This window comes from Cognatundibacterium crateris (genome assembly GCF_010078235.1).
Taxonomy (GTDB): domain Bacteria; phylum Pseudomonadota; class Gammaproteobacteria; order Burkholderiales; family Burkholderiaceae_D; genus Undibacterium; species Undibacterium crateris.
This window is the reverse complement of sequence record NZ_JAABOS010000005.1, coordinates 234,703-247,910: the sequence shown is the minus strand read 5'-3', so window position 1 is coordinate 247,910 and position 13,208 is coordinate 234,703. Positions and strand designations below refer to the sequence as shown.

10 protein-coding genes are annotated in these 13,208 nt (G+C 52.0%); 8 read left to right on the top strand and 2 right to left on the bottom strand.

The genetic code is table 11. The features are described 5' to 3' along the window. Positions 1-150: 150 nt before the first annotated feature. Positions 151-3,492, bottom strand: a complete 3,342-nt coding sequence (locus EYB48_RS11780) for a TIM-barrel domain-containing protein (protein ID WP_162020543.1) — start codon at positions 3,490-3,492, stop codon at positions 151-153. A gap of 300 nt (positions 3,493-3,792) precedes the next feature. Here EYB48_RS11780 and EYB48_RS11775 point away from each other — a divergent pair, with 300 nt between their 5' ends. The 8 genes from EYB48_RS11775 to EYB48_RS11740 all read left to right on the top strand — a co-directional run bounded on the left by EYB48_RS11775 (position 3,793) and on the right by EYB48_RS11740 (position 12,623). Further along, entirely contained in the window at positions 3,793-4,506 is a 714-nt protein-coding gene (locus EYB48_RS11775; RefSeq protein ID WP_162020542.1) for a response regulator, read from the top strand. Further along, positions 4,503-6,023 (top strand): sensor histidine kinase, encoded by a 1,521-nt coding sequence (locus EYB48_RS11770; protein ID WP_162020541.1) that lies wholly within the window; start codon positions 4,503-4,505, stop codon positions 6,021-6,023. Before EYB48_RS11775 ends, EYB48_RS11770 begins: the two co-directional genes overlap by 4 nt. After that, on the top strand, positions 6,010-6,282 hold the full coding sequence (locus EYB48_RS11765) for a DUF4212 domain-containing protein (RefSeq protein WP_162020540.1): 273 nt from the start codon (positions 6,010-6,012) through the stop codon (positions 6,280-6,282). Before EYB48_RS11770 ends, EYB48_RS11765 begins: the two co-directional genes overlap by 14 nt. 4 nt (positions 6,283-6,286) lie before the next feature. Continuing rightward, entirely contained in the window at positions 6,287-8,323 is a 2,037-nt protein-coding gene (locus EYB48_RS11760) for a sodium:solute symporter family protein (protein WP_162020539.1), read from the top strand. A gap of 66 nt (positions 8,324-8,389) precedes the next feature. Beyond that, positions 8,390-9,814 (top strand): circularly permuted type 2 ATP-grasp protein, encoded by a 1,425-nt coding sequence (locus EYB48_RS11755; protein ID WP_162020538.1) that lies wholly within the window; start codon positions 8,390-8,392, stop codon positions 9,812-9,814. Positions 9,815-9,826: 12 nt separating this feature from the next. Next, entirely contained in the window at positions 9,827-10,774 is a 948-nt protein-coding gene (locus tag EYB48_RS11750) for an alpha-E domain-containing protein (protein ID WP_162020537.1), read from the top strand. 18 nt (positions 10,775-10,792) lie between these two features. Continuing rightward, positions 10,793-11,605, top strand: coding sequence for a transglutaminase family protein (locus EYB48_RS11745; RefSeq protein WP_162020536.1), 813 nt, complete (start codon positions 10,793-10,795; stop codon positions 11,603-11,605). Between the two features lie 208 nt (positions 11,606-11,813). After that, positions 11,814-12,623, top strand: a complete 810-nt coding sequence (locus tag EYB48_RS11740) for a proteasome-type protease (protein WP_235935075.1) — start codon at positions 11,814-11,816, stop codon at positions 12,621-12,623. A gap of 35 nt (positions 12,624-12,658) precedes the next feature. Here the strand turns inward: EYB48_RS11740 and EYB48_RS11735 are convergent, their stop codons facing one another. Then, entirely contained in the window at positions 12,659-13,204 is a 546-nt protein-coding gene (locus EYB48_RS11735; RefSeq protein ID WP_162020535.1) for a DNA-3-methyladenine glycosylase I, read from the bottom strand. Positions 13,205-13,208: the final 4 nt, after the last annotated feature.

Sequence of the window (13,208 nt, the reverse complement as noted above, 5' to 3'; positions counted from 1 at the left end):
AAAGTGCTGTATTTAAATACAGTACATTGAGCGTTTTCAGCACTGTATAAAAAATCAGTTCTTTTGGCAAGCAATTTTTTCAAACTTTCTGTGACCCCGTATTTTTCCTGTCTCACAGGCCTGAATACGGGGTCTGTGAGACAGCAACACTCAGGGCTGTACCTGATCACCCTGGAAACCTATCAGTTGTGCATTTGCCCAGTTGGCGCAGACCGGTGCTTTGGTATTGCCTTGTACGCCGGTCGTCACCAGGCGCAATTGTTTCACGCCACGGATATCCAGTTCTGGCTTGACCACCGCTGGTGCTTTTATCAAGCCGCTGTCAAACAGTAAGCGCTCATCGCCCCAGACCTGGAATTGCAGACCACCAAACTGGCGACACGCATCATCGATACCCACGTCGGCACGGAAGGTTTGCCACTGTCCGCTCAGTTGTAAAGGTATAGCGGTATTACCCACTACACCCAGTCCTTTGCGGAATTTCAGTCCGTTCATTTGCATCACGCCAGAACTTCCGTCAGGTCGATAGGCTGACTGATCAAGGCTAATCGGCAAATTGGTCTTAGCCAGTGCATCCGACAAATACAATTGCTGCTTAGGCAGGTCGGGTAAGGCTTGCTCAAGAACACTGAATTCCGAGATCGTGACCGGTGTGACTACCGCAGGAATCGCGGCATGATAGGCTTTTGCCGGGCTCGCTTCTGCAGCAGATGTGAGTACCATAGGATCCTGTGTGCTGCCGTCATCACTCTGGTCATAGGTACTCAATATACGGAAGCGGAACAGACGTCCGGGCTTGGCAGCAAATTCGACTTTTTGCTTAGCCTGCTGCTTAAGCAAACGACCACGATATACCGGCTGCCCCCATTCACCATTACTATCCGCCAGATACACCTCAATATCCTTAGGCTGACCATATTGCCAATGCTGGTCAGTGCGCGGTGCAATTTCAAAGCCTTTCACCATGCGGCGCTCGCCCAGCGCCAGCGCAAATTCATGCGCACCGGTTTTCTGCGACTGATCACGCACAGTACGGAACCAGGTTTCCGGCTTACCGTCGAACGCATTTTCCAGCGGGTGACCAGGCTCTTCGGCAGGACGGTTGACGACCAGCAGATTATCAGGCGCGATCGCGTCACCCAAATCTGGCGCAGAAGGATACGCCGCCGTCACAGTCAGCTTCAGATCCGCTGGAATACGCAGTAAAAACTCCTGCGCTTCACGTACAGATTGCTTAGCGGTTTTGATATGTACCGTGCCGTACTTATCCTGGGCATCGTAATACCAGCCGGTAGATGCGGCCAGCCAGGCCGCGCGATTGTTAAACACAGGCAGCTCCTGCGTTCCGGCCAGGACCTGACGCGGTGCAACCCGGCTATGTATCTGTAATTCCAATGCACGTGCGGCTTCCATATCGTGGTAGCTGCCTGTCACTGCTTCCACCTTGACCCGAATATCGCCCGCTTTACCGATAGGCGCATCTACGGTAAAGGTTTGCGAAGCGAATTGACCCTGTTGATACTGGCGGGTTTCACCATCATCTTCATACATGGTGAAGCTGGATTTACCATACGGATAAATATCCAGTGTCAGCGTGTCTTTCGCGACCTGACCGTCATATAAAGCACTCGGGTACATAGGCAGAATGGCACCGGCACGTACCATCACAGGTAAGCGCTCCAGCGTCACCTGCTGATCTATCACTTTGCCATTCGCACCGGCATCGACCACCCGGCCATCCCAGTAATCGATCCACTGCCCCTGCGGCAGATAAATACCTTTGCGCCAGCCACGGCTGGCAGCCTGGCTCTTATAAACAGGCGCTACCAGAAAGTCTTTACCGAGGAAAAATTGGTATTTGTATTGCTCAGTCAGCGCATGCGCATCTTGCGCATGATCCCACATCAGACCACGCACTATGGGTGCGCCGCTCAGCTCGGCTTCCCTTGCGTAGGTGTACATATACGGCGTCAGGCGCATTTTGAGTTTCAGGTACTGACGGTTGATGCTGCGGTAAGGTTCGTCAAACCACCATGGATGCTTACGCACGGCTTTTGACCAGCCGGACATCCCCATCAATACTGGCGTGAAAGTCTTCCATTGCAGATCGCGGGTAAAGGTTTCCGGACTACCCCCGAAAATCCCATCCACATCACCAGTCGCATAAGCCTGCCCGGACAAGCCGGAACCGATCAGGGTAGGAATATGCCAGCGTATGTAATCCCAGCTACCGGACTGATCACCGGTCCAGGTCACTGCATAACGCTGGGTGCCAGCCCAACCCATCACGGTCCAGACAAAAGGACGGGCATCAGAATTATTCAGTATGCCTTGCGCGGCAGCCTGATTCGCATCCAGCGAAAATTGATAACCCTTACCAGTCCAGGCCACATCCAGCTTTTGCGCACGCGTTCCCGCTTTGCCGACTTCCCAGGCGATTTGGTCAACGCCGTTTTCTGTCCATAAACCGGTACGGAATCCATATTTTTTCAAGCCACTGACGACTGCTGGTAAATCTGAATAGCCACAGCCATAACCGTCATTCGGTAAGATCCAGCCACCCGGCATATCGTATTCACGATAGCGCGCCGCGACCGACTGCACCACATCCGGCGTTTTACCTGACGGCCCATCCGACCACCCGGCTGGTACTGTGCCTGGCTTTTTCCCATTATCGCCATCGTTATAGCAATCCGCATCGCCAAATTCCAACGCCCAGCGTGGCAGTAATTTCGCTCTGCCGGTCAGGCTGGTATAGGCATCCAATATGCGTGGCAAACCACCGACAAAGTAGTAAGCATCAAAGCGTGCTTCAGCATGGCTGGTATGGATAGCATCGGCGGAGCGGAAATCATAGCTGCCATTCGACCAGGTATTGCGCAAGACGCCATAACCACGATTACTCATGTAGAACGGTGCCGGGCTTGGCCTGTCCCCCTCCTCCCAACCACCGGAATAGGAAATGTCCAGCGTCTTGCCTTTAAACGCATAGCTGCCATTTTGCTGCCCGCCACCGAGAAACACTTCGTCCTTTGAGCTTGATAAGGTCTGAAAACTCTGCTGTTCCGTGATTTCTAAAGGCTGTACTTCTTCCCAGATTTTTCTTTGATTATCTGCCGCATACAAGGCTAGCCGCAGCGGCTGATCATAAATTCTGAGTGCAAAGCCTGTGGTCTGTAATAAGCGATAGCCTTCTTGCTGTGTCAGTTCAAATTTCACTGCCTGCGGCGTTTGCGACAACACGATAGGCGCTGCCTTGTCAGTCGCCTGACTCAGTTTTCCGTTGAGGCCAGCCTGAATCCGGAATACATCCGCACTGATCAGTTCTATACGTAATACGGCACCATTGGACGTTGTAAACTGCACCGCAGCAGGCAGCGCAGCAGCCAGCTCCTGATGGGTGATATTACCAAGGACAGCAGCGCCTGCAACTGGCGCAAAACAAGCGGCAACAAACAGGGTCAGGGCAGACTGACGCAGATTCAGTTTCATTCAGGCTTCTCTTAAAAGTATTTTGGCGGGAAGAAATTTCACCTGCACTTAGGTGCCGCTTACAATGGAAAGTTCCACAGTCGCAGGCAGTATGCGGCAAAGTGTCACAGGATTACTCTGAAATAGCAAAATATCTGGTGCAAATCAGGATGAAGCCTGGTTTTTTGCGGTAAAGTTGTATCTGGCTCAACGCGAGCCCAGCGCACATGCCGATAACCATAGGCAGAGCTGATACAGGTCGCGAACTGACAACTTAGCGCCTGTGACAATGATAAAAATTCCGGGACAATTCAGATCAATATGCGCATCTTGCTTGCAGAAGACGACAGTGTGCTGGCCGACGGCCTCACGCGCTCATTACGCCAATCCGGTTATGCCACCGACTGTGTCGGTAACGGGCAGGAAGCCGATTCCGCCTTATCCACTCAGGATTTTGATTTACTGATACTCGACCTGGGTCTGCCAAAAATGAGCGGACTCGAAGTATTACGCCGGCTGCGGGCCAGAAACTCCCATCTGCCGGTATTGATACTGACCGCAGCCGACTCTGTCGAGCAAAGGGTTAAAGGGCTGGATCTGGGCGCAGATGATTACATGGCCAAGCCTTTCGCCTTATCTGAACTGGAAGCCAGAGTACGCGCGCTGACCCGGCGCGGTGCGGGCGGCGGCCCGACCGTCATCAAACACGGCCCACTCAGCTATGATCAGGTTGGCCGGATTGCCTACATCCACGAACAAATGCTGGACTTGTCGGCACGTGAACTGGGATTACTGGAAGTACTGTTGCAACGCACCGGGCGCCTGGTCTCGAAAGAGCAGTTAGTCGACCACTTATGCGAATGGGGCGAAGAAGTCAGTAATAACGCCATTGAAGTCTATGTGCACCGGCTGCGCAAGAAAATTGAAGTTGACGGGGTACGTATTGCCACCGTGCGCGGGCTAGGCTATTGCCTGGAAAAATTCTATGTTGCGCCAGCGGCGCGCAGTCCTGAACAGCCGCCCGAATCCGCATGAATTCTGAGCATAGCCACAAACCAGATCAACACGAGGCGACAGTAAGCGTGCTACTGCCCCCTGAAAATGAAGCGGTACAACGCTCCTTATTTGGTGAGATTCTGGATTGGATGCTGGCACCGCTGCTGCTGCTATGGCCCATGAGTATCGCCATTACTTATCTGGTCGCCAAATCGATTGCCAATCAGCCGTTTGACCGCGCACTCGAAGACAAGGTACTGGTGCTGGCTCAGCAAATTAAAGAGCTGGACGGACAAGCCATTACCCAGCTATCCAAACCGGCGCGCGATATTTTGCGCGCCGACGATCTGGACAATATTTATTTTCAAATCAGCTCGCCGGAAGGTGGCATCATAGACGGTGACACGGATTTTCCTGTACTGCAGGAAGAAGAGCGCGCCGCGCCTGGTACCATACAATTCCGCAATCTGAATTTTCACGGCAGCGAAATGCGCATCGCGTATGCTTATGTAGACCTGATCAAAACAACACCCATCAATCAAAACAAACTGATCCTGATACAAGTCGCCGAGGGTTTGGAAAAACGTGCGGTACTGGCCAACGAAATTATCAAAGGCGTGGTACTGCCGCAGTTTATTATTTTGCCCATCGCACTCGCGCTGGTCTGGTTTGCACTGAGTCGCGGCCTGTCGCCGCTGGCAGAGCTGCAGCAACGCATACGCGCACGCCGGCCAGATGATCTGAGCCCTATCGATTCACATCAGGTACCGGAAGAAATAACGCCACTGGTTGCCTCGCTCAACGAAATGCTGGAACGGCTGGCGCAAACCATCGCGATACAAAAACGCTTTATTGCCGACGCCGCGCATCAAATGAAGACACCGCTGGCCGGTATGCGTATGCAATCTGAACTCGCTTTACGACAGACCGATCAGGAAGAAATTCACCGCTCTTTACTGCAACTCTCTACCAGCTCAGAAGCGGCAACCCGCCTGATTAATCAGTTACTCGCATTGGCTAAAGCAGAAAATCAAAGTCCGGCCGTACAGGCGCTGGAGTCTCTGAATCTGAATGAATTTGCGATGCAAGTTGTGCGGGAATGGATACCGGCATCCTTCAATAAAAAGATAGACCTGGGTTTTGAACAATGCGAACAAGCCGTACAGATTTTTGGTAACCCGCTCATGCTCAGGGAAATGCTGAGCAATCTGATCGACAATGCGATCCGTTATACGCCCTCAGGAAAAAGCGTGACGGTCAGGGTCGATATCGATGCCAGCCAGGCACTGGCAGTACTGGAAGTGGAAGACCACGGACCAGGCATCCCGGCAGCAGAGCGCGAGCACGTCTTTGAACGCTTTTACCGCATCCTTGGCAGCAATGTACAAGGCAGTGGTCTGGGGCTGGCCATCGTCAGAGAAATCGCGCAGCAGCATGCGGCCACAGTGAGCATACGGGATGCGACTGACAGCACAGTACCCGGCTTTCCTGGCTGCCTGTTCCGCATTGAGTTTCCTCTCAACCATGCACAGAATCTGATCGATGATGTCAGCTGATACTCACCACACTGCGCACAGTGCCAGGGCGCGTTACTGGCGTCAAACTAAGCTATTGACCGTATTGCTGCTGGTTTGCTGGGCAACGCTGAGCTTTGGCACTTTGTTTTTCGCGCGTGAGCTGGCGGCCATTGATTTTTTCGGCTGGAATCTGTCGTTCTATATGCTGGCCCAGGGTCTGACGCTAAGCTTCGTGCTGATACTGGCAGCTTACTCTGTCGGCATGCGCTGGATCGCGCATCGCTGTCGTAAGGATTAAGTGTATGGCATCCGGAAAATTCACCCAAAAGCTCACGCTCTACTATCTGTGGTACACCTTATTATTTCTGGTTTTCCTGATCAGTCTGTCGATACTCGAAAAAGAAGGTGTGCCGCGTACCTGGATAGGCTATCTGTTCATGTTTGCCACCATCGTGATTTATGCCGGTATCGGTCTGGTGAGCAGAACCTCAGATATTGCGGAATATTATGTGGCGGGGCGGCGGGTACCGGCAGTCTTCAATGGGATGGCGACCGCTGCCGACTGGTTGTCTGCGGCAAGCTTTCTGAGTCTGGCTGGTGGTTTATTCCTGCAGGGCTTTGATGGTCTGGCCTACATCATAGGCTGGACCGGTGGTTTCTGTTTAGTCGCAATGCTGATCGCACCCTATATCCGCAAGTTCGGCCAATACACTATCGCGGATTTTTTAGGGACCCGCTTTGCGGGGCCACAAAACAATAATCTGGTCCGTATCCTGGCGGTTTCAGCCACAGTCTTCATTTCATTTATTTATGTGGTCGCGCAGATTTACGGCGTAGGACTGATTACCTCACGCTTTACCGGCGTCGATTTTTCGGTAGGGATTTTTCTCGGTCTGGCCAGTATCCTGGTGTGTTCGTTTCTGGGCGGGATGCGCGCAATTACCTGGACCCAGGTAGCGCAATACATCATCATTATCGTGGCCTTCATGATACCGGTCAGCTGGCTGTCACTCAAACATGCAGATAATCCGGTACCGCAAATTTCGTATGGCGAGTTCCTGAAAAAGCTGGTCAACAAAGAACAGGAATTTGCACACAGCGACAAAGAACAACAGGTGCGCACTATCTACCGCCAGCGCGCCGATGTCTTACAACGCCAGATCGAACAATTGCCAGCTTCGTGGCTGGCTGGACGCGATGAATTGCAGCGTCGCCTGGACGAACTCAAGAGTGGCAATGGATCGCTGATAGAAATTAAAAATGCGAGTAAGAACCTGGCCCGCTATCCAAAATCAGAAGCTGAGGCGCGTCAGCAATGGCAGGATGCACGTAATGCCTTGCTCAGCAAGTCGCAGGCGGGGTATGCACAGTACACGCCCTACGCGGCCAAAGACCAGAAAGAATCCGACAGTAAACGCAATAATTTCATGGCGCTGGTCTTGTGCCTGATGATGGGCACGGCGGCCCTGCCCCATGTACTGACGCGCTATTACACCACGCCCTCAGTGAGCGAAGCACGCGACTCAGTGTTCTGGTCACTGTTCTTCATCATGCTGCTCTACATCACGATTCCGGCACTTGCGATACTGGTCAAGTATGATATTTACACTTCTCTGGTCGGTAGTGAATTTTCCAAGCTGCCATCCTGGGTCACCTACTGGGCGAATATTGATAAGCTCAATCCCTTGGTCAGCATCATCGACGTCAATCGGGATGGTATCGTACAACTCGCAGAAATCATGATGGACGGTGACATCATCGTATTAGCCACACCGGAAATCGCAGGATTACCTTACGTGGTCTCGGCACTGGTGGCAGCTGGCGGGCTGGCGGCTGCACTGTCCACCGCAGACGGCTTATTGCTGACTATCTCCAACTCGCTATCGCACGATATTTACTACAAAATTGTTGATCCCAGTGCATCCACACAAAAACGCGTGACGATGTCAAAACTGATCTTGTTGGTGGTTGCACTGATAGCCGCCTATGTAGCTTCACTCAAGCCAGCCGACATCCTGTCATTGGTTGGCGCGGCATTCTCAGTCGCAGCCTCCACCCTGTTTCCTGCACTGGTTTTGGGCATATTCTGGAAGCGTGCCAATTATCAGGGCGCGGTAGCGGGCATGATCGCCGGATTCAGCCTCTGTATTTTTTATATGATGTACACCCACCCTCTTTTCGGCGGCAATCCAGCATTCCAGTGGGGAAACATTGCTTCTATATCGGCCGGTATTTTTGGCGTTCCTTTCGGCATCTTAACTATGATCATCGTGAGTTTACTCACACCAGCCCCTGACCGGCAAACAACAGATTTGGTTGACCATATCCGCTGCCCCTGACTCTGCGCACCAAATTGGCATGCTTCTTGATATAGTGTGTTTAACGCGTCTTTGTGGGGAGAAAAAATGGCCAGATTTTATAATGAGATGCATGCCGGAGATGACTGTTCCCCAGCGTCAACCAGAGAACATTATCAGCGCTATGCACAATGGTTGGCAAAACAAACTGGTGAACATTTGCAACGTCAGCGTGCCGAAGCAGATCTCAGTTTCCGCCGGGTCGGTATTACGTTTGCAGTCTATGGTGACGATGCCGGTACCGAACGTTTAATTCCTTTCGACATCATCCCTCGGGTTATCCCTGCGCATGAATGGAGTCATCTGCAACGCGGCCTGGCACAACGTGTGCAGGCCTTGAATATGTTTATTCATGACATCTATCATGAACAACGCATTATCAAAGCCGGCGTCATTCCGGCCGAGCAAATTTATAAAAATGCGCAATACCGGCCTGAGATGCAAGGCATCAAAGTCGCGTCTGATATCTATGCCCATATCGCCGGGGTAGACATCGTGCGCGCCGGTGAAGGCGAGTTCTATGTACTGGAGGATAATCTGCGTGTGCCCTCAGGCGTGTCTTACATGCTGGAAGACCGCAAGATGATGATGCGCCTGTTTCCTGAGCTGTTTGCGCAGAACAAGGTGGCCCCTGTCGACCATTATCCGGACATGCTGCTTGACAATCTGCGCTCAGTGGCACCCACCGGTGTCGATGATCCTACGGTAGTCGTCATGACACCTGGCATGTATAACTCCGCTTACTTCGAGCATGCTTTCCTGGCACAGCAAATGGGCGTGGAACTGGTGGAAGGTCAGGATTTATTCGTCAATGATAATGCGGTGTATATGCGCACCACTCGCGGGCCTAAGCGGGTGGATGTGATTTACCGCCGCGTCGATGATGATTTTCTTGATCCTTTGGCCTTCCGCGCTGATTCCTCACTGGGCGTGCCGGGCTTACTGGCGGTATATCGTGCTGGCCGTGTCAGTCTGGCCAATGCGATAGGTACCGGCGTGGCTGATGACAAATCGATCTATCCGTTTGTACCGGACATGATACGTTTTTATTTGTCTGAAGACGCCATCCTCAACAATGTGCCGACTTATCAGTGCCGCAAACCTGCCGACCTGTCCTATACGCTGGCAAATCTGCCGCAACTGGTGGTCAAAGAAGTGCACGGCGCAGGTGGCTATGGCATGTTAGTCGGGCCAGCCTCCAGTCAGCAACAGATAGAAGATTTCCGGCAACGCATACTGGCAAAACCTGAAGCCTATATCGCACAACCTACCCTGGCCTTGTCCGCCTGCCCTACCTTTGTTGATCAGGGAATCGCACCACGCCATATCGATTTACGCCCGTTTGTGCTTTCCGGCAAACAGATTTCCATGGTGCCGGGTGGTCTGACCCGGGTTGCCTTACAAGAGGGTTCGCTGGTAGTGAATTCCTCGCAAGGCGGCGGAACCAAAGATACCTGGGTACTGGAAAAATAAAGGGAGAAACCTATGCTGAGCCGTACCGCCGATCACTTATTCTGGATGGCCCGTTACACTGAACGTGCTGAAAACACAGCAAGGATGCTGGATGTGAATATCCAGACTTCCATGCTGCCACAAAGCGCGCAAGATGCAGAGCAAGGCTGGCGCGCCATGCTGGGCATTTCAGAATTACAGGAAGCCTTCGATCATCAATATGGCTTATTGAACAAACGCGATGTGCTGGATTTCATGGTACGCGACCCGATGAATCCTTCATCGATCGCGGCCTGCCTGAATGAAGCACGCGAAAATGCACGCGCCGTACGCGGCACTTTAACCACCGAAGTTTGGGAAACTCAAAATGCGACCTGGTTATCGATGCAAGATAAGCTGGCTCGTGGCAAGCTGGAAAAAGATCCCAGCCAGTTTTTTGAATGGGTGAAATTCCGCTCGCACTTGTCACGGGGTGTTATCGTCGGCACCATGTTGCGCGATGAAGCGGTAAATTTTCTGCGCCTGGGTACTTTCCTTGAGCGCGCAGACAATACCGCACGTATTCTGGATGTCAAATTTCATGGTTCCAAGGATGCGGTTGCCGGCATCGATCCTATGCAAAGAGACTTTTACTATTGGGCCGCATTATTGCGCTCAGTCTCAGGCTTTGAAATTTACCGCAAAGTTTACCGCGATGTGATTACGCCTGAGCGTGTCGCCGAATTACTCATGTTACGTCCCGATATGCCACGATCCTTACTGGCCTGCATGGATGAAGTCATTGCCAGTCTGACTGAGATCCGTAACGACGCCTCACTCGACACAGAAAAATTTGCCGGAAAATTACACGCCGATTTGAAATTCGCCAATATTGAAGATATCCTGCAAACAGGACTTCATGCCACGCTGACGACTTTTTTAGAACGTATTTTTGAACTCGGAAACCGGATCAGCCGTGATTTTCTGGTTCCCACCGTCTGACGACCGGACACTAAGCGCATGCAACTCGCCATCCAACACCGCACGACTTACCATTACTCGTCGCCTTCCGGCTATACGATACAGCAGCTTCGGCTGCGCCCAAGATTAGAAGCGCAGCAGAAAATCCTGCATTGGGAGATTAACAGCCCGGGCAAGCACCAGGCATTTCAGGATGCCTATCACAATCTTTCTGAATTACTGGTAGTGACCGGCGCGCATACCGACATCAACATTCTGGCGCAAGGTGTGGTTGAGGTCAGTGCTCCCTTGCAGGGCAGGATTGCAGACCATGCTGAACTGTCACCTTTGATTTTCACTGTACCGACCCGGCTAACGGCGTCCAGCGAACACTTACTGGATTTCGCGCGCAGTAACCTGCAGCCTGAGCGTTGTGATACGCAACAGGCACTGCAACTGGCCAGTGCCATACAACGCACAGTCAGCTATCTGTCCGGCAGCACCATCGTCACCAGCACTGCCAGCGAAGCGCTGACTCAGGGCAGCGGCGTTTGTCAGGATCATGCACATATTTTCCTGGCCTGCTGCCATGTACAAGGCATACCTGCGCGCTATGTATCAGGTTACATCGACCCGGAGTCCAGCGACCACGCAGAAAGTCATGCCTGGGTCGATGTCTGGGTGGAACAGCATGACTACGCGGGCTGGGTCAGCATTGATGTCACCCATGCACGACTGATGAATGATGCCTACTGTCGTCTTGCGATAGGTCGCGATTATGAATCGGCCTCACCAGTGCGTGGTGTGAGGCGCGGCGGTGGCAATGAAAGCCTGTCCGTCAGTGTTAGCGTTCAGACCCAGGCTACTGTTTAGCATCTATGCTTGTTCATGCTACCAAGCGCAATGACAGGAGGATGCACTGACGCTGGGCCAGACTGCCTGCTTTCCATCATGCGTCTGCACAGCATGCTGCACCATGCCTTTTGCTTAACAATTTCACACCTTCCCTGACTTAAATATTGGCATCCCCTGAGACTTGCTTGGGGTAAAATCGATTTCTTTTCAGAACTCCTCCGTAACTATGACTTACTGTGTAGGCATGCGCCTTAACGCCGGGCTGGTTTTTTTGTCAGACTCCAGAACCAATGCGGGTGTCGATCATATCGGCACCTTCCGCAAAATGTCTGTTTTTGAAACACCTGGCGAGCGCATGATGGTGCTGATGACAGCCGGTAATCTGTCGATTTCGCAATCAGTACGCGAACTGCTTTCTGAGTACGAAGATGCCAATGGTCATACTATTTGGAACGCGCCGAATATGTATGAAGCGGCAAGAATACTCGGTGAAACTGTCAAACGTGTTCATGAGCGTGATGCCCAGTCTCTGTCCGGCTTCGGTATAGATTTCAATGTCAGTTTGATTTTTGGTGGCCAGATACAGGGCGAGCGTTGCCGTCTGTTTCAGATTTATGCTGCCGGCAATTTCATCGAAGCGCATGATGAAAATACCTATTTCCAGATCGGTGAGGCCAAATATGGCAAACCGATTATCGATCGCGTCGTCAATCCGGAAACAACTCTGGATGATGCGGCAAAGTGTGCGTTGATTTCCATGGACTCGACCTTGCGTTCAAATATTTCGGTCGGCCTGCCGCTGGATTTACTGGTGTATGAAACAGGCAGCCTGCAAGTCACCCGCTTCACGACCATCGATGAAAAGAATTCCTATTTTCAGATGATACGCGATCGCTGGGGCCAGCAATTGAAACACGTGTTCGAAGGCATAGAAGCACCGGGATGGCATCCTAGTGGAGAGACCGATGCGCATCCATTACTGAATACCGATAAACCCCACTGCAAGCCTGTCATGGTCAATCGCAAGCTGAAGTAAAAAACACACCTGAACCAACGGCTGTTCCGGAATGGTCAGCTGCGGCGCCAGTCACAATCCGCAGCATGGTCCTGCACCATGCCGATTGCCTGCATATAAGCATAAATGATCGTGGAACCGACAAATTTGAAACCACGCTTTTTGAGATCTTTGGAAATCTGATCTGATAAAGCTGTGGTGATAATGCGCTCACCCGTATTGACGATGGGTACACCACCGACATATCTCCATAGATACGCATCAAGCCCGCCAGTTTCTTCAGATAGACGCAGATAGGCCTGCGCATTCGTAATCACTGCAGCGACTTTGAGTTTATTCCGAATGATGCCGGGATTAGCCAGCAAAGATGCCACTTTTTGTGCATCGTAGGCGGCGATTTTTCTGGCATCCCAGCCATCAAAAGCAAGGCGATAGCTTTCGCGTTTATTCAGCACGGTTTCCCAACTCAGTCCCGCCTGCGCTCCCTCCAGATTGAGCATTTCAAACAAGCGTAATTCATCGTGACAGGGCACGCCCCACTCATGATCATGGTAATCCAGATAAAGTGGATTGGCGGAATTGGCCCAGGCACAGCGCTTCATGAAA

Coding starts and splice junctions, on each gene's coding strand:
- EYB48_RS11760 (WP_162020539.1), top strand. CDS start 6,287: ATGGCATCCGGAAAATTCACCCAAAAGCTCACGCTCTACTATCTGTGG.
- EYB48_RS11755 (WP_162020538.1), top strand. CDS start 8,390: ATGGCCAGATTTTATAATGAGATGCATGCCGGAGATGACTGTTCCCCA.
- EYB48_RS11735 (WP_162020535.1), bottom strand. CDS start 13,204: ATGAAGCGCTGTGCCTGGGCCAATTCCGCCAATCCACTTTATCTGGAT.
- EYB48_RS11745 (WP_162020536.1), top strand. CDS start 10,793: ATGCAACTCGCCATCCAACACCGCACGACTTACCATTACTCGTCGCCT.
- EYB48_RS11765 (WP_162020540.1), top strand. CDS start 6,010: ATGATGTCAGCTGATACTCACCACACTGCGCACAGTGCCAGGGCGCGT.
- EYB48_RS11775 (WP_162020542.1), top strand. CDS start 3,793: ATGCGCATCTTGCTTGCAGAAGACGACAGTGTGCTGGCCGACGGCCTC.
- EYB48_RS11780 (WP_162020543.1), bottom strand. CDS start 3,492: ATGAAACTGAATCTGCGTCAGTCTGCCCTGACCCTGTTTGTTGCCGCT.
- EYB48_RS11750 (WP_162020537.1), top strand. CDS start 9,827: ATGCTGAGCCGTACCGCCGATCACTTATTCTGGATGGCCCGTTACACT.
- EYB48_RS11770 (WP_162020541.1), top strand. CDS start 4,503: ATGAATTCTGAGCATAGCCACAAACCAGATCAACACGAGGCGACAGTA.
- EYB48_RS11740 (WP_235935075.1), top strand. CDS start 11,814: ATGACTTACTGTGTAGGCATGCGCCTTAACGCCGGGCTGGTTTTTTTG.